Below are 21,290 nucleotides of genomic sequence, written 5' to 3'. Positions count from 1 at the left end.
TATTATGACAAGTGAAGTCAGGACAAAAGCAACATTAGCACAAGATGCATCAGCCATTATGAATCGATTGACAACAGATCAAAAAAATAGTGCACTCCTAGCTATGGCAGATGCCCTTCTCTCTGAACAAGAAGCCGTTATCGCTGCGAACGAGCTTGATCTACAGCGCGGGCGTGAGCAAGGCACTAGTGAATCACTGCTAGACCGATTGGCGCTTAATCATGATCGCGTAACCGCCATCGCCGAAGGTCTGAAGCAAATCGTCGAGCTGCCTGATCCAGTTGGTGAGCTTCTGGAGCATTTCGACCGCCCTAACGGCTTAAAGGTTAACAAAATCCGAGTACCTATTGGCGTTATTGGTATGATCTATGAGGCTAGACCGAATGTAACGGTTGATGCTGCAGGCTTGTGCTTGAAAACAGGCAATAGCGTCGTTCTACGCGGCGGTTCGGCTGCCATAGAATCCAACCGCAAAATCGTCGAGGTTCTCAAAAATGCCCTTGGCAAAACAGATATGCCTGCTGATGCGATTCAGCTCATTGAAGACTCAGACCGTGCATCAGTGAATGAGATGCTTAAACTAAATGGTCTGTTAGACGTTGTCATTCCTCGCGGCGGTGCCTCTTTGATCCGTAATGTCGTGGAGAATGCAACTGTGCCGGTTATCGAAACGGGTGCTGGTATTTGTCATACCTTCGTTGATGCAAGCGCAGATTATGATATGGCGATTGAAATTGCGATCAACGCGAAGGTGCAGCGCCCTTCTGTATGTAATTCGATGGAAACCTTACTGCTCCACGAAGCATTCGCAGGTGAGCATCTGCTCACAATTGCAGATCGCTTCAAACAGTTAGGGGTTGAGCTCCGCGGCTGTGAGCGTACGGCTGCGCTAGTCCCAGGTATGAAAATAGCATCAGATGAGGATTTTAGTACAGAATATAACGATTATATTCTCAATCTTCGTATCGTTCCTGATTTAGATGTCGCTCTTGACCATATCCGCCGCTTCAGCACGAAGCATTCGGAATGTATTGTGACAGAAAACCATGAACATGCAGAACGCTTCATACAGGAAGTCGATGCTGCTGCCGTCTATCATAACGCCTCTACTCGCTTCACAGACGGCTATGAGTTCGGATTTGGCGCGGAAATTGGCATTAGTACCCAAAAGCTTCATGCTCGCGGACCAATGGGATTGCCTGCGTTAACATCGACCAAATATCAAATTTATGGCACTGGCCAAGTAAGAGGCTAATTCGCCGTCCACTAATATAGATTGATCAAAGGAGTGCAATCATGACCCAATTGACACAAACGAGCTTGGACAGTCTTCAGCTTTGTTTCTATGGTGCGGGCTCTATGGCAGAAGCTATCGTTAGAGGCATCATAAACAAAGAACTGGTACAGGCTAGCCGCGTTTCGATGCTGAACCGTCAGAATGCAGATCGTTTGACAGAGCTGAACGATCGTTATGGCATTCAAACGATTTTGCAAGGCAAAGAAAACGAAGCCTATTTGCGTGAAGCTGATATTTTATTTCTAGCCATGAAGCCCAAGGATGCCGCAGAAGCTATTGCTTCTATTAAGCATTTGATATCTCCAAACCAATTAGTTATATCTGTCATAGCCGGCTTATCTATTCAAGCGATTGAAAAGCTTCTAGGCGATCAAGTCGCAGTCGTTCGAGCAATGCCGAATACCTCCAGCACGATCGGACTTGGCGCAACCGGTATAAGCTATTCCGATAAAGTATCGAAGCAGCAACAGCTGCTTACCGAAGCTATATTCAACTCAGTCGGAATTAGTACGGTTGTGGATGAATCGCTCCAACAAGCGGTTACAGGTGTCTCAGGCAGCGGCCCTGCCTACGTCTATTATTTTATGGAATCCATGATCGAATCTGCCATTAGTCTTGGCTTCTCTGAGGAAGCCGCGAAAGAGCTCGTCGTCCAAACCGTTCTGGGAGCTGCAGAAATGGTTCGCCACACAGGCGAAGAGCCAGCCGAGCTGCGCCGCAAGGTGACCTCACCTAATGGAACAACTCAGGCAGCACTTGAGCTTATGGCCGAGAATGATTTTGCAGGAACCATTCAAAAAGGTGTCCACCGCTCCGCTGAACGTGCAGGCGAGCTGGGCGCTGCTATCGAGAGGAGCATTTCAGAATGAAAGGTTTATGTGTAGCAACCTATCGCTCATATGATGACAAAGCAGATTTCCATAAAAAAGCACTTTCCATCGCTGTTGGCTTGACCGTTGGCAGTTGGACTGAACTCCCGGAAGCTCAAAAAGCAAGTATGGAGAAGCATCTCGGAGTCGTGCTGGATGTAAAGGTCCATGAGCCTGCTGACGTACTACCCGGCGAGCGTTTCGCAGATATTCGTATTGCTTACCCAGATATCAATTTCAGCCGCGACTTGCCCGCCCTACTCGTTACAGTCTTCGGTAAGCTCTCCATGGACGGCAAGATTAAGCTGCTTGATCTCGACGTTTCTGAAGACTTTGCTTCTGCTTTTCCTGGTCCAAAATTCGGACTGCAAGGTGTTCGAGAGCTGCTAGGCGTACATGATCGTCCGCTGCTTATGAGCATCTTCAAGTCCGTTGTGGGTCATGACCTAGCAAACCTTCAAGATCAATTCTACAAGCAAGCACTTGGCGGAGTCGACTTGATCAAGGATGACGAGATTCTGTTCGAGAATCCGCTCACTCCGCTTGAGAAGCGCGTCGAAGCTTGTATGGATGCTGCACGCCGCGCAGAAGCGGAAACAGGTCAGAAGCTGCTCTATGCTGTCAATTTGACTGGACCGACCTCGCAGCTTGCTGCCAATGCGCGCAAAGCAATCCAAGCAGGCGCCAACGCACTATTGTTCAACGTCCTAGCCTATGGCTATGATGTTCTTCATGAGCTCAGCAGCGATAAGACAATCAACGTGCCGATTGCTGCACATCCAGCAATGGCAGGCGCGATGTACCCATCGCCGCATTATGGGATTAGCGCTTCCCTTCTTCTGGGCAAGCTAATGCGTCTCGCAGGAGCTGATCTGGTTCTCTTCCCTTCACCTTATGGCTCAGTTGTAATGCCTAAGGAAGAGAACCTCGCAGTGAGAGACGCCTTGCTTGCACCGCTGCATGGCTTACGGACTAGCTTCCCAGTACCTTCGGCTGGCATCCATCCGGGACTTGTGCCGCTCATATTGAAGGATTTTGGAACCGACGTTGTCGTTAACGCTGGTGGAGGCATCCATGGCCACTCCATGGGCACTGCTGCAGGAGGTCAAGCATTCCGTCAAGCGATTACTGCGACCTTAAATGGTATCTCCCTTAGAGATGCAGCATCAGAAACAGGCAATGAGGCTCTTCAAGCTGCCATTCAAGCGTGGGGGATTAGAGAATAATGACTCATAACCATTCAACTAAGAAACGCATCGTATTTTGTGATTTCGATGGCACCATTACTGTGAATGATAATATTATTGCGATCATCAAACATTTCAATCCTGAAGGCTGGGAAAAAATTGCGGAACAAACCATTGCACAAGAGATAACCATAAAGGATGGCGTCGGCCAGCTATTCCGTCTTCTTCCTGCTTCTATGCAAGAAGAGGTTATCGCCTTTAGCATCTCGAATGCGCGTATCCGTGATGGTTTCTCTGAATTTCTCACATATTGCAAGGAGCAGGACATCGAATTTTACGTGACAAGCGGCGGTATCGACTTTTTTGTATACCCAATCCTTGAAGCCTTTCATATTCCAAAAGACCATATTTATTGCAACGGCAGCGATTTCAGCGGAGAGCGCATTGAAATATTGTGGCCGAATCCATGTGATGGGAACTGCAGCAACGATTGCGGCATGTGCAAGACTACGATTATGCGCAAATTTCCGTCTGAGCAATATGAACGAATCATTATCGGGGACAGCGTGACTGATTTCGAAGGTGCAAAGCTTGCGGATATCGTGTATTCACGCTCACATCTTACGACGAAGTGCAAGGAGCTAGGGCTCGCACATACCGAATACGAAACATTCCATGACATTATTAAATCGATGAATGGCGAAGGGACGGACTAATCATGAGCTTTCAACAAATCGCATTAGAAGATAAGCAGCGGGCTTTATCCGAGCTCCGCGAAGTTAAAGAGCTGTTCGCAACGCGTGGCTGGTTTCCAGGCACAAGCGGCAACTTGTCGATCCGCGTTGGCGATTTCCAGCCTGATGATTTCCAATTTGCAGTAACCGCGAGCGGCAAAGACAAAACCGTACATACACCTGAGGATTATTTGTTCGTTGACCAAGACGGAAAGCCTTGTGAGTCAACGCGGTTGAAACCGTCGGCTGAGACGCTAATTCATTGCGAGATATACAAGCTGACAGGCGCTGGAGCAATCTTCCACATTCATTCTGTCTTCAACAGCGTTATTTCCGAGTATTTTTGGGATCGCAAGTCGGTACCTGTAGATGGTGTGGAGCTTATTAAAGGATTTAATATTTGGGATGAAGAAGCTCATATCGACATTCCAATCGTATCTAATTTCGCACACATCCCTTCTATCGTGCCAGAAATTACGGAACGTATTGTGAAGCATATTCCAGGTGTATTGCTGCGTAAGCACGGTATTTACGCATGGGGCGCCAACGCTTTCGAAGCCAAACGCCATCTTGAAGCATTCGAGTTTATTTTCGAATATGTGTATCGCTTGGAGCTGCTGCAGCGCGGCAATCGATAGTCAGTCAACATAAAGCTGCCAGAACAGCCCTTCGGCTGTTTTGGCAGCTTTTTCGATTTCAAGAAATTATGCGAGGCGTCAATAGATGTAGGTAGGTTTGTACATTCTATCTACATACCTCACACTCAGCCGCCTGCCGCCCACCTAGCTACGTTGCACTTTATACACTCTAATCGTCGTTTAAGTAACCATGCTCCTGCTACGTTGTAGTTTCTGCAATAGAATGGCGGTTTCGCAGCCTATATTTCACAAATAGGAATGATTCTGTTGCACTTTTTGCAACGTAGACTGACGAATTAATTTTTTTTGTGCGTTTCTATTGCACAAAGTGCAATGTACGCCGTAGTGCTTGGTTGGTTAGTTGCAGGAATATTTGCTTATGTACTTAAATTAGCATAAGAGTAAGAATGAGTTAGTATATGTCCTGTTAGAACCCATGTGAGCTTACAATAACCAGAAAGCTATACATACTTTGTTGTAAACACGCATGCATGCTTACCGAGTCGAATCGGCGGTTACGCAGACTCGAATTCATCTTGTAAGAACCCCTGTGCTCTTACACTAACTAGAAAGCTATAGTTACTACGTTGTAAGTACGCATGCGTGATAACGAGTCGAATTGGCGGTTAAGCAGGCTCACATTCATCCTGTAAGAACCCGCATAGACATATACTATGCATATACTCGGTGAAGTTTAATTAGTTACTGTAATCAGGAATTTTCCATCCAGCATGTTCCATATACATTAAACCATTCAAATAAATAATTGACATTTACGTAACGGCAACGTTCATAATAGTTCATTGAGGTGACCGCTATGAGAGTGCATGAAGCCGCAAAACAATTAGGTGTTACGCCGCGCACACTGCGTTTTTACGAGGAAAAAGGGTTGATTCACCCTACTAAAACACCTGAGAATAAATACCGTTCCTATTCTGAGGAGGATCTTATCAAGCTGCGTTGGATTATCTCACTCCGAGAGCTTGACATGCCGCTATCCTCCGTTCATGAGACAATCAGCCGAATCAATGAGACTGATATTTTCATCCGTACCATTGACCGCACACGCTCTAATCTATATGAGCAATGGTTGACGGCTACTAAAGCGCTGCAAGCACTCGATGAAACGATTTCCGATTGGCAGCGAACTAGAACTCCAGACCTTGTACAGCTGGAGCATGCTGCAACTGAAATGAAACGCAACCGAATGTTGCGCACTTCTTGGAGTGATCAATGGAACTATGACGAAATGGCTATTCTCCATGGCTATGATACGCCGCTAGCTGTACTCAACGGCATGCTCGAAGAGGAGCACTATTATCAGTCGCTTGTCCGAACGGTAGAATGGCTTGATCCTTACAAATACGAGAATGGGCTTGAGCTTGCATCAGGAAGCGGCAATCTGTCATCATTACTTGTCCAAGCTGGAGCAAACCTTACGGTCGTTGAGCAATCTGCTGAAATGCTTGCTATTATACGCGAGAGGCTCCCCTCTATTGACGCGAAGCAAGGCAATATGCTGGGCCTGCCGTTTGCAACACAAAGCTTTTCTTTTATTGCTTGTACCTTTGCCATGCATCACCTTGATCCTGCCCAGCAGCTACTCGCTCTTGAAGAAATGGATCGTGTACTACTTAACGGAGGTCGGATCGCGATTTGTGATCGAATAACGAATCATGGAGGAGATTCAAAGCGACAATTGCAATGGTTTAGGCAGAATGGATATACGACTGTAACAGAACAGTTAAATTCATCAGCTCAACTTGTATTTGCAAGCAAGCCTTAGCAATAGTTTTCAAATAGCTGCTAAATGAGAAATTCGGGACTGATCCAACAATATAAAAAGCGGTAGTCTAGGACTATAAATGTCCTAGACTACCGCTTCCCCGATTTCCTATTGGTCTTTATGAGATTTACATGCATGCATCCATTCATTTATGGATTCTATTCAAACTTCCTCTCCACATGCCATACCTATTTTTGCTGGATAAGTTCGAATCGGCTACCCGCATTTCTTACATGGGTCTCCGTAATCGGAAATGCGATGATGCAAATTACAAATCGATAAATCATTGCCTCTGCCCCTTTGATCGTGAAGGAAGGACAGACGTGGCTATGCTTTAAGCGCTCTTCCGTCTTGACGAGCCATCTCTGGTGTAATTCCATGCATCGTATGAAAAGCACGCACGATTCATTATCTCCAGCCACTCCATACACTTCCCTCTCTCACTATCAAATATAGCTAGGGCTGCGAATCGTTTCGCAACAATCTGTACCTAAAGATGTTGCATCCCGTCCACAGCGCACGAATTCGCCAATTATTGTCATACTACCATGTATTGGAGATATCTTGAATTAGGTAAACCGACTATTTGAGCAGCGTCACATCATCAGCCTGAACCAGTAGCATGGAGCATGTAACTTCAATTAGACATTCATTACGTTACTACAGCTGCTCTGCTCTGCTCTGATCTGATCTGTTCGATTCTATTCTATTCTATTCACACCTCCTTCTCACTTAACCTGCTGCCGCATCTATCCTGCACTTTTGCATTAACTTTGCCTTTTTCGCACACTTTTTAACGCCTATCCTGCACATTTGCATTAACTTTACTCATTTGGGACCTTAAACTCACATTTTATGCTCGTTTTACGAAGCTATACTGCAGGAGTGCAGTATAGCTTCCATTAATGGCCAGTATTCGGCCTCTATCCTGCGATTGTGCAGGATAGCTATTAAATGCACACCATACCACAATGGGATGGTATTGTTTCGTTTTTGAAACGATGTGTAATCGTATTGACAAAATGCTATTCAATCATAATATTTTCAAACAAGCAACTGATATAAATAAACGTAAACGGCTAAAGCCGTCATCTAGTGGCTAAACTAACATTTCGCGTAGAAATATAGAGAAAGTTGGAAAAATGAAATCCTTTCCTATACATCAAGCACAAACAGGTGTAGTCATCCATTGCTGGCTCAGCGCGTTTTATTCTGAGAAATGGAGAAGATATTTAGCCTAAAGATACGTTTTCTTAAACGATACGAAAAAAGAGGCTAAGCCATCGGCTTAACCTCTTCCTCCACGAAATTTCTGTGCGTGCGCACGGGCCTCATCAGCATTAGTTACTCGGTTGCGGCTCCATTCAATGAGTATGCGATCTATATATCGCAGACTTAGCTTGCCAGCAAACACGGCTTCCTTAAGAGCGAATCGAATAATTTCATCCGTATAGCGGTCATGGTCAAGCCAGCCTGATATCGTCTCACACTCAATGGGCGACAGCAGCCTGCCGAATTCTTGCTCGAATACGCTGAATAAATCGGAAACCGGCGCTTGCTGCTGTCTAATCGGCTGACGTTCCGCCTTCTTCGACTCCCGCATCAGCTCTGCTGTGAGCGCTGAAGCCTTCAGCAGCCATCCTGTCCAATTATAGCGCTCCGATTGCATGCCAGTTACACTATCGACATATTCATCGATCATCAAAAATTCGTCCTTCATGAGCCTTCCGAGCAATTGACCAACTTCTTTCACAGTCATGCCCATTCGCTCAGCCAGTTCCTCCGGCGTTGGGAAATCATTCCGATCCGCTTCCGTAAATACCATAATCTGCAGAAGCAGCATCGCTTCCGTTTCTGATATGCCAAGCTGGCGGTATGTGCGGAGCAGCATCGCTGATACATAGACGCCGCCCTCCTGCAATGCGGCAGCCATACCATGCGAGTAAGCCTTCCATATCTCGTTGTTCACTGGCAGCATTGCCTCCTATATCAAGCTATGATACCGTTTCTGACTGCTTCACTAAATTATACGTATCTCTTGCAATGAGTAGCTCTTCGTTCGTTGGAACGACCAGCACCTTCACGCGTGAGCTATCCGTCGTAATTTCACGGGCATCCTTGCGGCGTTCCCCGTTGCGTGCCTCATCGAGCTCAATGCCAAGGAACGAAATACCTTCGCAAATCGCTTTACGAAGGGCTACCGAGTTCTCCCCTACACCAGCTGTGAACACAATCGTGTCAACACCATTCATCGCAGCAGCATAAGCGCCAATGTACTTCTTCACTCGGTATGCGTACATGTCAAACGCTAGCTTGGCGTTTTTGTCGCCTTCGATCATGGCTTCAGTAACCTCGCGCATGTCGCTGCTTATTCCCGAAATCGCGAGCATCCCGCTATGTTTGTTAAGCATAGAATTTACTTCATTCAATGTCAATTCTTCTTTGTTCATAACGAAAGGTACGATTGCAGGGTCCATGTCACCACTGCGTGTTCCCATCATAAGACCTTCAAGCGGTGTCATCCCCATGCTCGTATCGAATGATTTGCCATCGAGAATGGCCGTACAGCTTGCACCATTACCAATATGACAAGTAATCATCTTAATGGATTCAAGCGGCTTCTGCAAATAATTTGCTGCCTTTGCGCTTACATAAGAATGGGAAGTGCCGTGAAAGCCGTATCTACGGATTTTGTGACGGCGATACAGCACAGTTGGAATCGGGTATAGATACGAAGTGTTCGGCATCGTTTGGTGAAAAGCTGTATCAAATACGACAGCCTGTGGAATACCTGGCAAATTCGCATCTACCGCTGAAATACCCATCATATGAGCCGGATTGTGCAAAGGAGCCAAATCAAACAATCTACGGATTTCTAGCTTCACCTCTTGGGTTACAAGCACGGAGCTGCTGAATGCTTCACCGCCGTGTACGACACGGTGACCGACTGCATCAATCTCGTTCAAACTTGAAATGGCGCCGAATTCGGGATTTGTCAGCATATCGATTACCCGTTTGACCGCCGTTACATGATCCAGAATTTCACTTACGTTGCGTACCTCTGGCTTATCAACCGGTTCATGCGTAACAATCGATGAATCCATCCCGATTCGCTCTACTCGGCCACTTGCTAGTACGGATTCATCCTGCATGTTATACAGCTGGTATTTTAATGAGGAGCTTCCTGCATTGATGACTAATACTTTCATTATATTCGATCCCCATCCTTGTCATATTTGAAAAAGCCAACACCTGATTTAGCACCAAGATGTCCTGCGCGCACCATTTTTTTCAATACAATGGATGGACGATATTTGAGCTCGCCATACTCACGGAACATCCGGTCGAGTGCTGCAAGCACGGAATCTAATCCGAAGCGATCAGCCATCTCGAATGGCCCATGCTGGAAGGAGTAACCGATCCGCATGGCACTATCGATATCCTCTGCTGACGCTACGCCTTCTTCGAGCACATGCAGCGCTTCGTTAATAAACAAGCAGATGAGGCGAGTGGTTACGAATCCTGGTGATTCGAACACCATGATCCCTTTTTTGTTAATAACCTCTTCTACAAAATGTTTCGTCTTAGCGAAGGTTTCGTCGGAGGTTTTCAATCCGCGTACAATTTCCACTAGATCGATTTTGGATACGGGATAGATGAAATGCAAGCCGATAACACGATCAGGATACTTCGTTACGCTAGCCAGCTCCGTTAAGCTGAGTGTAGATGTGTTGCTTGCAAGAATAACATCAGGGCTGCAGATTTGGTCGATGGATTCGAAAATGGCTTTCTTCTGATCCAAATCCTCAGTAATGGTTTCAATGACAAGCTCGCATTCGGCAAGCCGTTCATTGCTTGTTGTTGCTTGAATTCTATTCATTATAAGTTTCTTCTCTGATTGCGTGAGTGCCCACTTTTCAATTTGCTTGTCTAAGCTTACCTTGATCATTTCCTTGCCATAAGTAAGACGCTCCTCCGAGCGTTCAATAATAATAACATCCATTCCTCTTGAGGCGAGCATTTCTGCAATTCCCTGCCCCATTGTTCCGACTCCTACCACGCCCACTGTTTTTATGTGCAATGTATTAGCTCCTTTAGTATGGTAATGCTTCTTATAACATAATGAGAAGCATTCTCTCTATATCTATTTCATTCTTATTATAACGTTTTTCATCAAAAAGAGAAGGCGGATACGTACTCCGCCTTCAAATTGTAATATTGTAAACGTTTTATGCGGCACTATTCGGTGAAAACAGTTTTCTAAACTCATCTCCACTTAATGTTTCCTCACGAAGCAGCGTTTCTAGCGACTGTGTAAACACCAATCTTCTAGCTTCAAGCATCGATTTGGTTTGCAGCATGAGCTCATCCAATATCGAACGATTCGTGGATGCCCATACTTCCTTTGTCACCATGGATGCATCAATAATGCCAAGGTTTGTAAGTCCAGATTCCATCATCGTCTTTACGATATTCATCGCTTGCTCGAAATCACCTCTAGAGCCGGTGCTTCTATCGCCATAGAACATTTCTTCTGCAGCGGCACCGCCAAGAGCAATCATAATTTGTCCATTTAAAAAAGGTTTCGTGTACAAATACTGATCTTGCTGCGGATTATGCCTTACGTAACCAAGTGCCTGCCCGCGCGGAGACAAAGCAACCTGTGATACGCTGCCCGGACGCACAAGTTCTGCCATAATGGCGTGGCCAAGCTCATGCAATGCTATCCGTTCACGCTCTTCTTTAGAAGTTTCACGATCCGTCTTCTCGCCCATCATCACTTTATCAATAGCCATCGATAAATGACTCTCAGCGATCTCATCACTACTCTCGCGCATCGCATAGATCGCTGCTTCATTCATGACGCTCTCAAGCTGTGCACCGGAGAAGCCGAATGACTCCTTCGCTATGCGATCTAGATCAACAGCTGCTTCAATTGGCTTATTGTTTGCATGGATGTTCAGAATATGCAATCTGCCCTTTTTGTCTGGCAGATCAACGCCAATATGACGGTCGAATCGACCTGGTCGAAGAAGAGCACTATCGAGCATTTCCTTGCGATTTGTTGCGGCAATCAGAAGAATCCGCGGCGATTCGTTCTCATAAATACCATCCATCTCCGTCAATAGCTGATTCAAGGTCTGATCATATTCACGCTGCTGACCGCCGTCTCGTTTACCGCCTATTACTTCTATCTCGTCAATAAAGATGACTGCACTGCTTTTATTCGCTTTTTTCGCCTTCGTACGTGCTTCCTTGAACAAATCCCTTACGCGTCCAGCGCCGACACCGACGTACATTTCGACAAATTCACTTCCTGATGCAGCCAAGTAGATCGAATCGGTATATTGCGCTGCTGCTTTGGCAAGCAATGTTTTCCCTGTTCCAGGCGGGCCGGCTAATAGTATCCCTTTCAACGGGCGAATGCCTAGCTTTGCGATTTTTTCCTGATGAACCAGAAAATCAAGTGCCTCTACAAGCTCCTGCTTCGGACGCTCTTGTCCGCCAATCTGCTCAAAGGTTAGCTGAGAAGGCTTTTCGCCTGAACGCTGTTTATGGCTGGATATAGCCGTCAGCTTGCCTCTTCCGCGTGCTGCATAAACAACAGCAAAGCCGAGAACGCCCAGCAGCACAATCGGAACAACATTTTGTCCAATAAAAATAAGAAAGACAATTAATACCGGTACGACGCCAATCGCAATCTCGATTCCATGCTTACGCATATTACCAAGCCTCCATTTGGGTTGATGTACGTGGCAGCACGACATACTTCACTGCATCCTGCATTCTAAGGGTTATATAAACATTCGTCTCGTCCATTTCCGTAGCAACAGTCACATTCTTATTATCTTTCGACGCCCTATCCATCGCTGCCGGTATGCCCGAATATGTTTTCGTCTCCATCGCCTCAGCAATATCGAACATGGCTGCGTACCAAATCTCGTCAAGCTGTTTATCCGGTTTTTGTTTTATGTTCAATAGTAGTTTGCGATCATCAAAAACCTTGCTCCCGTTTGCTTCGATACGTTCATACACATCTCTCAAACTTGCGTCAGCAGCAAGCTCAAGTGAAATCGTAACCTGACTGCTATTCATAATAGGCTTGTCCGATGAGATCACGCCTGATACTTCCTTCGCAACCTGCTCTAACGGCGCTGCAACACTCACCTGATTATAAATCGCCCAGCCTCCAAACAATACGCCTGCAGAAATAGCAGCTGTAATAACAATGGGTACAATACGCGGTTTCATCATGAATAAAATCCCTCCCGCAGCTTTATATGTTGTTTCCGTATATCAAAGTCTCTATACGAGAGTATATCATCAATAGCTGCGGTTTACGTCCATCAATAAAAGGAAACGGAGCCTTATGGCTCCGTCCGGGAAGGTAACGTATAGGAATTAATCAATTGTCCGCTGGCAAAATCATAGAAATCGTATTTGTATGGAGAAGATTGCTCCCCTATGCTGTAGAAGATTTCCCACACTCGCTGACTATCAAGCAAGCCCGGCTGTATTCTTTTGATATGTGCATCTGGATGCTCGCTCTTGAAGCTTGCATTAAGCTCTTGCTGCGTAATACCGGCTGATGCCTTAACCACTTCAGGTACCGCGCCTTCCACAAGCCACACATAAAGCTGCTCATTGTCTTTGCCTTTGCCTTTGACAATCCAGCTACTTGTATCCCAAACATGATGATAGACCTGTTCAACCTCCGTAAGCTCAGCGGCTTCAACTGCCTGCGCCTTCGCTTTTTCCACTTCGGACTGAAGCGGATTTTGAATTTCACGAAAATATACAAACGCAATGGTGACGAGCGCTAAAAGTCCAGCAACGATTACGAATATCCATCGCTGCATCGTCATGACCGGAGGGCGTTTCCTAGCTGTCGCACGCATTAGGCATTCAACAGACGGTCGAAGCTCGCCTGTGCATCGTAACGAATTTGCTCCTCATCAAGGAAGGTACATGCTCCGTTATTCAGAACTTGTCGCCCATCAATCCAAACATGCTTTACATCCCTGCCTGTGCCCGAATACACCAAGTGGGATACCATATCCGTTTTTGGGTAGAAATGCGGCTGCTCGATATCAATAGCGATGAAATCAGCCTTCTTGCCAACTTTTAAGCTGCCAAGATCATCTTCCTGCCAAATCGATTTAGCACCGTTTATCGTTGCCAGCTTCAATGCTTCTAGAGCAGGGACAGCCGTTGGATCACCTGAAATGCCTTTATGAAGGAGAGCAGAGAATCGGATTTCCTCGAACAGATCAAGGTTATTGTTGCTTGCTGCGCTGTCTGTCCCCAAAGAAACGGTAATACCAGCACGTATCATATCAGGTACACGCGCGATACCGCTAGCTAATTTCAGATTGCTCACTGGATTATGAGAAACCTTCACCGCTTTGGCGGCAAGCAGTTCAATTTCAGCATCGTTCAAATGTACAGCATGAGCAACGAGTGCTGGACGGGAGAAGAAACCAAGACGATCCAAGTGCTCAACTGGACGCACGCCATAATCTCTAACATTCTGTTCGACCTCGGCAATCGTTTCGGACATATGCGTGTGGAGCGGCAAATTGTAATCATGTGCAGCCTGTACGAACCTCTCAATGTACTCAGGTGGACATGTATAAGGTGCATGCGGCGAGATCATAGTCGTAATTCGGCCATCTGCTTTGCCATTCCATTCACGTGCGAATGCGATAGCCTCAGCTAGCTTGGCTTCTTGAACGTCTGGAGGACATAATCCGATAACTCCTCTTGTCAATACACCGCGAATACCGCTTTGCTCCGTCACCTGTGCCACTTGATCCATACGATCATACATATCAACGAAAGCTGTCGTACCAGAACGAAGCATTTCTACAATGGCCAAAGCGCTTCCTGCGCGAGTATCTAGATCGATATATCTACCTTCCATTGGCCACATTTTTTGTTCCAGCCATACTTGCAGGTTCTGATCATCGGAATATCCCCGCAGCAGACTCATAGCAGCATGACCATGTGTATTGATAAGCCCAGGCATGAAAGCAAGCTTGCTTCCATCGATTTTTTGTATGTTCTCATCTAGAAATGCAGGCTCTTCTGTACCTATGTAAGTTATTCGATCATTGGTAACAACCATATGCCCTTTGAAAGAAGGATTCTCGTCATCCATCGTAATAAAAAAACCATTTTCAATCCAAATCTGACTCATCGTTATTCTCTCCTTCTCGCACTAAGTAATAAGCAATGCTAAGTAATTCTCTCGTAAAATCTGCGTTTTGTATACGTACCTCGTCAGGAACTCTCAATATGGCAGGTGCAAAATTAAGGATGCCCTCGACGCCCGCTTCTACAAATTGATTGGCAACGTTTTGCGCTTCGAATGCAGGCACCGTAATGATTCCAATTCGAATCTTTTGTTCTGCAACCGTCGCAGCAAGGTCACTCATGGGCAGTACCGTTAGATTGTTTATACTCGTGCCAATCTTACTCGGATGATCGTCAAAAACTGCCGTAATCTGCATATTATCTTTCGAATATTTATTATAATTACATAAGGCATGACCCAAATTTCCGGCGCCAACCAATGCAACCTTTATGGTCTGGTCTACTTTCAATATTTGGCGAATTTTCTCGATAAGATATACGACATCATACCCTACGCCTTTGCGGCCAAACTCTCCGAAATAAGCGAGATCCTTACGAATTTGAGCAGGGTTCAAATCAAGCTTGTTGCCTAAGTCCGATGAAGAGATCGTCTGAATCTCACGATTCACCATTTCGTTCAACACTTGCAGATAGACGGGAAGTCTTCTGACGACGGCCTCCGAAATTTTTGTTTGCTTCATCGCTTCTCCTCCTCACTGCTTGATTCGCTATTCTTTACTGGTACCGCTTGCTCATTCTCTTCACTTAGCCATTCACGCATACGAATGATCATTTGGTCAGTATGCATCGTTTCAATCTTCGGACCAGGCAATGAATATAAGAAATGCTTGCCGTAATACGTATCAATGACTCTCGTATCATATATAATAACGATTCCTTTATCCTGTGACGTTCTTACAAGCCGGCCGAAGCCTTGCTTGAATCGAATAACCGCCTGAGGAATGGACAGCTTCATGAATGGATTCTGCTTCTGGCGCTGCAGCATCTCTGCCTTTGCTTCGGCTAGCGGATGGCTGGGCGGCTGGAAAGGCAATCGAACGATAGCCAAACAGATCAAAGCTTCGCCTGGAATATCCACACCTTCCCAGAAGCTGCTTGTGCCAAGCAGAACGGATTCAGGCGTTTGACGGAATCGTCTCGTTAGCTTTGTCCGATTACCGCTGTCGATTCCTTGGCCAAGCACTTGAATACCCGATGTGCTCAGCTTTTCTTTCAGCGGCTCATAGACCTGTTTCAGCATGCGATAAGAAGTAAATAACACCAGCATTCTACCTTTTGTTTCCTTTGCCGCGTCAGCAAGAGAAGCAACTAGCATATCCATATAGGTGTCATTCACGGATACACCTTTAAGCACAGGGAAATTACGAGGAATGACAACAAGTGCCTGCTCCCTGTAATTGAAAGGCGACGGCAATTGAACAGTCTTCAACCTGCCTTGCTCCTCATAACCGGTGAGTCCAAGCTGCTCCTGCGCATACTGGAATGACTTCTGTACGGATAGCGTTGCGGAAGTAAGCACAATACTTTCTTTCACATCGAAAAAATACTTTTGAAGCTGTGCGCTAACGTCCACAGGGACGCCATACAGCTGCACAGAACGATAGCGGTACACGCTGCTTGCTTCGATCCAGAATACCGTGTCATGCATCTCCAGCTTGACGAAGATGCGCAGCTCGTCTTTCAAACGAACGATATCTCTAACCGCTCCATTTAAATCCGTAACAAGCGCTTGAACCGCTGAATCATCTACGCGGTCTTTAATATCTGTAATCATTTTCTCTACTGTACGAGCAACCCGGTTCAGCTCGGTATGTAGATTGCCCTCAACCGTAACGCCATCCTCCCAACCAGCTGGGAGCTCGTCTTTCTTGAGTCGGCATACCGATTGTCCGTTCTCCGTTGGACCATCTGACGAGGTTGACGTAAAGCTGTAGAACATTTCGAACAGTTTATCCCAATGCTCTTTGATTTCATTGAATATAGGTATGACCGTATCAATCGTTTCAAGCCAAGATGCTTGATGTGCGTCATCCTCGTACATCAGCTTCTGACGTAGGCCAGGCAATAAGCCTGAACGCGAATCCTTGTATAAACGCTGAATGACCTGAGTCAATGAAAAATAATTGATTTGCATACCCAGATGCTTGCCTGCTACTTCCTCTACATGATGAGCTTCATCAATGATGAGATGGGTATAAGACGGGAGAAGCCGGTGATCCGCTTGCACATCTGTAAAGAGCATAGAATGATTCGTTATCGTAACATCTGCAATGTTGGCTTCATGCTTGGCTCTGTGATAAAAACAGCGTTTGAACCAAGGACAGGCTCGGTTTAAGCATGAATCTGTATCGCTCGCTACGGTTGACCAGAACTCAGCTCCTTTGTTGCCGAAGTTAAGCTCCTCTTGATCGCCAGTTTCGGTTTCGCCAAGCCATACGACCATTTGGGCAGCTGTAACCGTATCCTCTATCGGAGAAACGAGATCCTTTGTGTTGACTTTACCCTCAAACTTGCGCAAGCACAAATAATTGCCTCTGCCTTTGAATATAGATGCTCTGAACTCGAAAGGTAAAATATCTTCAAGCAAAGGCAAATCACGTTGCCTTAGCTGCTCCTGCAAATTGATAGTATGAGTGCTGACGACAACCTTTTTGCCATTCTGTATACCATAGTAAAGTGCAGGAATCAAGTAACCGAGAGACTTGCCTGTTCCCGTGCCTGCTTCAATAAGCAAATGCTGATTTTGATTTAGCGCACTGTAAACCTCTTGAAACATGGTTACCTGCGCTTCTCGTTCCTCATAATTTTCGAATTTCTGTTCGAAACGTTGTCTGACTTCGGCCAAATAGTTATCGAATGAAACATCCGTTAACGGCATCGCATTCGTACTGCCGGCACGGGGAGGCTGCTCTTCATTCCACTCCCGAACTTTCAGAGCGAATTGATTGAAATAATCGTACTCATTCGATTCGAATACGTTTTTATATTCCATTTCTTGCTGGGTGTGCTTAATGAACCAGCTCAAATCACTGCCGTCATCAACAAGCGCGGAAAGCCGCTGCAAAGTGAGCAGCGGCATTTTGCGTAGCTTTTTAACCGTTTCAATTAACAATAGCCCAGTTGCTCTGGCATCGCTGTCTGCACGGTGATGCTGATCATGCGGTATACCGAATAGCTCGGAGACTGCTCCAAGCTGGTACGTATTAATAGTAGGATATAAAATTTTAAGTAGTTCGATGGTATCCAGCCTTCGTCCGCCGAATGGTCGCAAACCACATCTTTTAAGTGCCTGATTCAAAAATCCTGCATCGAAACCGACATTATGTGCTACCAAAACGGTATCCTCCAGCAATGGAGTAAGCTGGTTGATGACCTCCTTGAGAGACGGAGCATCCGCAACAAGCGATTCATCAATCCCAGTTAACTGTGTAATAAAGGCCGGTATTGGGATATTAGGGCGAACAAAGGAGCTGAACTGGTCAATGATCTCAAGCTCATCAGAGACGATGACCAGTCCAACTTGCAATATGTCATCCTCCAAGCCATGTCCCGTCGTTTCTAAATCCAATACTGCAAATTTCATGTATTCCCCGATCCTCTCACAAACAGCACAGCTCGGTGCTTCCGAAATATAACGATAATTGCTTGGGCGTTTCTTGACATGACTTCAAGTTGCTCATGGGATCTTTGAAGCTTGGACATACATCATGAGCTTTCATAAATAGCAGCTCAGCCTGCGCCAAGTTCGTATGCACAGCTTGAATGCACCCTAGCGCATTATATCCCATTGCCAGCCATTTGGGGAAGTCTGTTGTAGCAATCAGCATTTGGAAATGACGCTGTGCTTCACTCCAATTCTGAAGATGCATATTCGTCATGCCAAGAAAAAGTCTAGCCAAATTACATTCCGGCGACTGACTAATAACCGTTTGGAACTGTATCGCCGCTTCAGAAAACATAAACAGTTTATAATAGCCCTGACCTTTGGATATGAATAAAGCAAGCTCGTCAGGAATTTCCAAATCTGCTGCATTGCAAGAAGATTTCTCACTTACAGGCAAGCTGTGCTGGACAGCTCCCTGAACGTTCGGCTCCTTAGTAATGACTGCTAAATTGCCATGCTGCTCCTTGAAATCTGCAAATTTCTCTTCGAACGAAAGCCATTGCTCGATAAACGTATCACTAACCTTCTTGAGCTCATTCATCTGTTCTTCGTAATGCTGCTTCTCCACTACATCAGCGTCACCATATTGCTCAATAATTTGATCAAGCATGTCGTTCATGGATGAAAACATATGCTGGAACATACCGCACCCGCCTTCGCTTAAGAATTAAGGAGTGTTATGTTCATTTTCTGTTTTAACAGCGGTTTTCATACAGCATCCCATTCGTTACATAATGAAGGGATTAACACTGCTAATCGTTAAATTAAAGGATAGTTGCGTGAAGCTCCTCGTTCAATACCTGCAGCGGCCGGTTCTGAGCATCCAGTATCGTAACAATTGGTCTGTGTACCTTCGCTTCGGCCTCTGTCATCATCGCGTATGAAATAATAATGACTTGATCACCAGGTTGAACCTGTCTTGCAGCGGCCCCGTTCAAGCAAATAACCCCTGAACCCCGTTCACCTGTTATCACGTAGGTTTCGAACCTAGCGCCGTTGTTGTTGTTAACGATTTGAACCTTTTCATTCTCCCAGATGTTGGCTGCATCCATCAAATCTTCATCAATCGTAATGCTGCCCACATAGTTCAGATTAGCTTCTGTTACAGTTGCTCGGTGAAGTTTTGACTTCATCATCGTTCTAAACATACGAGTTCACCTCCGTTGCCTGTATAATTCGGTTATCAATAAGCCGCGTCGCTCCGAACTTGACTGCTACGGCTAATAGTAATGGCTCCTTATAGGTACTTAATAATGCAGCAGCATCAATAGGCTGCAAGGATGGGAATTGCAGCAGTTCCACATAGTCGATGACGGCTTCATCCGCTTCATTGATTGCATCCTTTACGATGGCTTCCAAGCGCGCTGATGTCATACCTTGCTCAGTAAGCTGTTCTTCAGCCTGTCGAAGGCTTCTCGACAATAACACCGCTTGTACACGCTGCTCAGGTGTTAAATATAAATTCCTCGAGCTTAATGCGAGGCCATCAGGCTCACGTACGATCGGACAGGCTACAATCTCAACATGAAAGTTAAGATCATTGACCATCTGCTTAATTACAGCTACCTGCTGGGCATCCTTCATGCCAAAGTAAGCTCGATCTGGCTGAGCGAGGTGAAACAGCTTACTTACAACTGTACCAACACCGTCGAAATGACCAGGACGTGACGCTCCACAGAGACGATCTGTCACCTGGCTGACAATAACGCTTGTCAATGGCTTATTGGGGTACATTTCGTCCACCGAAGGCATAAATACCAGATGAGTTCCGCACTCCTCTGCAAGCATCAAGTCACGTTTCTCATCTCGTGGATATCGATCCAAATCCTCATTCGGGCCGAATTGGAGCGGGTTCACGAATATGCTTAATACAACCGCATCATTCTCATTATGAGCCTGCCTTAGCAGGGACGCATGTCCCTCATGCAGAAAGCCCATTGTAGGAACAAACCCAATTGATTTGTTCTGCTTTCTTAGGCTTGATAGCTGGAGCTTCAGCTCTGCTTTCGTACGACAGACAATCACGATGTTTCGACCCCTTTCTTCACCTGTCCGGCCTTTCCCAACTGACTGTCTGGTTGACTCTCATTCGAGCTGCCATACAACGAAGGGATCGCTGCCGGTGTAGCACCGAACACATGCTCCTCGTCAGGGAATTGCCCTGACTTTACGTCATCTACATAGGATTGAATCGCATTTCTAATCGTCGTACCAATATCTGCATAAGTTTTCACAAACTTTTTCTCGAAATATGGGGAGGAATATTGCAAAATATCATGATAGACAAGCACTTGACCATCACAGCTGCGTCCCGCTCCGATCCCAATAACCGGAATTGAGAGCACTTCACTTATATGAGCAGCAAGCGACTCGGTGACAAGCTCAATAACGATACTGAACGCCCCAGCCTCTTCAATCGCTTTGGCATCCTCAATAAGACGCTGTGCATCTGCATCCAGCTTGCCTTGCACTTTGTAGCCGCCAAGCTGATGTACGGATTGAGGCGTCAAGCCTATATGCCCCATTACCGGTATACCTGCCTTGACTAGCGCGGCAACATCTCCTGCTATATCAACGCCGCCCTCAAGCTTTACGGCTTGAGCGCCGCCTTCCTGCATAATCCTTGCCGCATTTTTTAGCGTCGACTCACGTCCAATCCCATAGGTCATGAAGGGCATATCCGCAACGATAAACGTTTGCTGCGCGCCTCTTGCAACAGCTCTTGTGTGATAAACGATATCTTCAATCGTGACTGGAATCGTTGTATCATAGCCAAGTACGACATTTCCGAGTGAATCTCCGACAAGAATGACGTCAATTCCTGCTTCCTCAGCAAGCTTAGCTGAAGGATAATCATAAGCTGTTAATACGGAAATCGCATTGCGGTCCTGCTTCATTTTTTTCAAATTCGTAATCGTCAGTCGTTTCCTCATCAGCTTCATCCTCCGTTCAATGATA

Annotated in this window: 19 protein-coding genes; 6 read left to right on the top strand and 13 right to left on the bottom strand. The window is 45.9% G+C overall.

Annotated features, from left to right (window positions below; all coding sequences use genetic code 11):
* Positions 1–4 precede the first annotated feature (4 nt).
* The 6 genes from FGT79_RS01395 to FGT79_RS01370 all read left to right on the top strand — a co-directional run bounded on the left by FGT79_RS01395 (position 5) and on the right by FGT79_RS01370 (position 6,511).
* On the top strand, positions 5–1,255 hold the full coding sequence (locus tag FGT79_RS01395; protein ID WP_138751002.1) for a glutamate-5-semialdehyde dehydrogenase: 1,251 nt from the start codon (positions 5–7) through the stop codon (positions 1,253–1,255).
* A 41-nt stretch (positions 1,256–1,296) separates the two neighbouring features.
* A complete protein-coding gene (gene proC, locus FGT79_RS01390) occupies positions 1,297–2,166 on the top strand; it encodes a pyrroline-5-carboxylate reductase (protein WP_138751001.1) in 870 nt (289 codons plus the stop codon).
* Positions 2,163–3,392 carry a 2,3-diketo-5-methylthiopentyl-1-phosphate enolase gene (locus FGT79_RS01385; protein ID WP_138751000.1) on the top strand — a complete coding sequence of 410 codons (1,230 nt, stop codon included), beginning with the start codon at positions 2,163–2,165 and terminating at the stop codon, positions 3,390–3,392. The genes proC and FGT79_RS01385 overlap by 4 nt, the downstream gene beginning before the upstream one ends.
* Complete coding sequence (locus FGT79_RS01380; RefSeq protein ID WP_138750999.1) at positions 3,392–4,069, top strand: 2-hydroxy-3-keto-5-methylthiopentenyl-1-phosphate phosphatase; 678 nt, start codon at positions 3,392–3,394, stop codon at positions 4,067–4,069. The genes FGT79_RS01385 and FGT79_RS01380 overlap by 1 nt, the downstream gene beginning before the upstream one ends.
* Before the next feature lie 2 nt (positions 4,070–4,071).
* Positions 4,072–4,725 (top strand): methylthioribulose 1-phosphate dehydratase, encoded by a 654-nt coding sequence (mtnB, locus tag FGT79_RS01375; RefSeq protein ID WP_138750998.1) that lies wholly within the window; start codon positions 4,072–4,074, stop codon positions 4,723–4,725.
* 817 nt (positions 4,726–5,542) lie between these two features.
* Positions 5,543–6,511, top strand: a complete 969-nt coding sequence (locus FGT79_RS01370) for a MerR family transcriptional regulator (protein ID WP_138750997.1) — start codon at positions 5,543–5,545, stop codon at positions 6,509–6,511.
* Positions 6,512–7,799: 1,288 nt separating this feature from the next.
* On the opposite strand, the gene FGT79_RS01365 is transcribed toward FGT79_RS01370, so the two are convergent.
* From FGT79_RS01365 to panB, 13 genes are all read right to left on the bottom strand, one after another.
* Entirely contained in the window at positions 7,800–8,480 is a 681-nt protein-coding gene (locus FGT79_RS01365) for a DnaD domain protein (protein ID WP_246096083.1), read from the bottom strand.
* A gap of 25 nt (positions 8,481–8,505) precedes the next feature.
* Positions 8,506–9,720 (bottom strand): acetate/propionate family kinase, encoded by a 1,215-nt coding sequence (locus FGT79_RS01360; protein WP_138750995.1) that lies wholly within the window; start codon positions 9,718–9,720, stop codon positions 8,506–8,508.
* Positions 9,720–10,592 carry a 3-hydroxyacyl-CoA dehydrogenase family protein gene (locus FGT79_RS01355; RefSeq protein ID WP_138750994.1) on the bottom strand — a complete coding sequence of 291 codons (873 nt, stop codon included), beginning with the start codon at positions 10,590–10,592 and terminating at the stop codon, positions 9,720–9,722. The genes FGT79_RS01360 and FGT79_RS01355 overlap by 1 nt, the downstream gene beginning before the upstream one ends.
* 148 nt (positions 10,593–10,740) lie before the next feature.
* Positions 10,741–12,234, bottom strand: coding sequence for an AAA family ATPase (locus FGT79_RS01350; RefSeq protein WP_138750993.1), 1,494 nt, complete (start codon positions 12,232–12,234; stop codon positions 10,741–10,743).
* Between the two features lies 1 nt (position 12,235).
* Entirely contained in the window at positions 12,236–12,766 is a 531-nt protein-coding gene (locus FGT79_RS01345) for a hypothetical protein (RefSeq protein WP_138750992.1), read from the bottom strand.
* A 113-nt stretch (positions 12,767–12,879) separates the two neighbouring features.
* Complete coding sequence (locus FGT79_RS01340; RefSeq protein WP_138750991.1) at positions 12,880–13,377, bottom strand: cell wall elongation regulator TseB-like domain-containing protein; 498 nt, start codon at positions 13,375–13,377, stop codon at positions 12,880–12,882.
* 32 nt (positions 13,378–13,409) lie between these two features.
* Positions 13,410–14,717 (bottom strand): amidohydrolase, encoded by a 1,308-nt coding sequence (locus FGT79_RS01335; RefSeq protein ID WP_425464999.1) that lies wholly within the window; start codon positions 14,715–14,717, stop codon positions 13,410–13,412.
* Positions 14,692–15,348 (bottom strand): redox-sensing transcriptional repressor Rex, encoded by a 657-nt coding sequence (locus tag FGT79_RS01330; RefSeq protein WP_138750989.1) that lies wholly within the window; start codon positions 15,346–15,348, stop codon positions 14,692–14,694. Before FGT79_RS01330 ends, FGT79_RS01335 begins: the two co-directional genes overlap by 26 nt.
* A complete protein-coding gene (gene dinG, locus FGT79_RS01325) occupies positions 15,345–18,251 on the bottom strand; it encodes an ATP-dependent DNA helicase DinG (RefSeq protein WP_138750988.1) in 2,907 nt (968 codons plus the stop codon). The genes FGT79_RS01330 and dinG overlap by 4 nt, the downstream gene beginning before the upstream one ends.
* 16 nt (positions 18,252–18,267) lie before the next feature.
* Entirely contained in the window at positions 18,268–18,975 is a 708-nt protein-coding gene (locus tag FGT79_RS01320) for a hypothetical protein (RefSeq protein ID WP_138750987.1), read from the bottom strand.
* Between the two features lie 121 nt (positions 18,976–19,096).
* Positions 19,097–19,480 carry an aspartate 1-decarboxylase gene (gene panD, locus FGT79_RS01315; protein ID WP_138750986.1) on the bottom strand — a complete coding sequence of 128 codons (384 nt, stop codon included), beginning with the start codon at positions 19,478–19,480 and terminating at the stop codon, positions 19,097–19,099.
* On the bottom strand, positions 19,473–20,357 hold the full coding sequence (gene panC / locus FGT79_RS01310) for a pantoate--beta-alanine ligase (protein ID WP_138750985.1): 885 nt from the start codon (positions 20,355–20,357) through the stop codon (positions 19,473–19,475). Before panC ends, panD begins: the two co-directional genes overlap by 8 nt.
* Positions 20,354–21,265 carry a 3-methyl-2-oxobutanoate hydroxymethyltransferase gene (gene panB / locus FGT79_RS01305; RefSeq protein ID WP_138750984.1) on the bottom strand — a complete coding sequence of 304 codons (912 nt, stop codon included), beginning with the start codon at positions 21,263–21,265 and terminating at the stop codon, positions 20,354–20,356. Before panB ends, panC begins: the two co-directional genes overlap by 4 nt.
* Between the last annotated feature and the right edge of the window lie 25 nt (positions 21,266–21,290).

Source organism: Paenibacillus sinopodophylli, from assembly GCF_005930355.1.
Lineage (GTDB): Bacteria > Bacillota > Bacilli > Paenibacillales > Paenibacillaceae > Pristimantibacillus > Pristimantibacillus sinopodophylli.
The sequence above is the reverse complement of the archived record's forward strand: the minus strand, read 5'-3'. Positions and strand labels throughout refer to the sequence as shown.

Excerpts from the sequence above, each read along its gene's own strand:
- dinG (WP_138750988.1), bottom strand. The coding sequence starts at position 18,251 with ATGAAATTTGCAGTATTGGATTTAGAAACGACGGGACATGGCTTGGAG.
- proC (WP_138751001.1), top strand. The coding sequence starts at position 1,297 with ATGACCCAATTGACACAAACGAGCTTGGACAGTCTTCAGCTTTGTTTC.
- FGT79_RS01345 (WP_138750992.1), bottom strand. The coding sequence starts at position 12,766 with ATGATGAAACCGCGTATTGTACCCATTGTTATTACAGCTGCTATTTCT.
- FGT79_RS01380 (WP_138750999.1), top strand. The coding sequence starts at position 3,392 with ATGACTCATAACCATTCAACTAAGAAACGCATCGTATTTTGTGATTTC.
- FGT79_RS01395 (WP_138751002.1), top strand. The coding sequence starts at position 5 with ATGACAAGTGAAGTCAGGACAAAAGCAACATTAGCACAAGATGCATCA.
- panD (WP_138750986.1), bottom strand. The coding sequence starts at position 19,480 with ATGTTTAGAACGATGATGAAGTCAAAACTTCACCGAGCAACTGTAACA.
- FGT79_RS01320 (WP_138750987.1), bottom strand. The coding sequence starts at position 18,975 with ATGTTCCAGCATATGTTTTCATCCATGAACGACATGCTTGATCAAATT.
- mtnB (WP_138750998.1), top strand. The coding sequence starts at position 4,072 with ATGAGCTTTCAACAAATCGCATTAGAAGATAAGCAGCGGGCTTTATCC.
- FGT79_RS01350 (WP_138750993.1), bottom strand. The coding sequence starts at position 12,234 with ATGCGTAAGCATGGAATCGAGATTGCGATTGGCGTCGTACCGGTATTA.
- FGT79_RS01340 (WP_138750991.1), bottom strand. The coding sequence starts at position 13,377 with ATGACGATGCAGCGATGGATATTCGTAATCGTTGCTGGACTTTTAGCG.
- FGT79_RS01370 (WP_138750997.1), top strand. The coding sequence starts at position 5,543 with ATGAGAGTGCATGAAGCCGCAAAACAATTAGGTGTTACGCCGCGCACA.
- panB (WP_138750984.1), bottom strand. The coding sequence starts at position 21,265 with ATGAGGAAACGACTGACGATTACGAATTTGAAAAAAATGAAGCAGGAC.
- FGT79_RS01385 (WP_138751000.1), top strand. The coding sequence starts at position 2,163 with ATGAAAGGTTTATGTGTAGCAACCTATCGCTCATATGATGACAAAGCA.
- FGT79_RS01330 (WP_138750989.1), bottom strand. The coding sequence starts at position 15,348 with ATGAAGCAAACAAAAATTTCGGAGGCCGTCGTCAGAAGACTTCCCGTC.
- FGT79_RS01360 (WP_138750995.1), bottom strand. The coding sequence starts at position 9,720 with ATGAAAGTATTAGTCATCAATGCAGGAAGCTCCTCATTAAAATACCAG.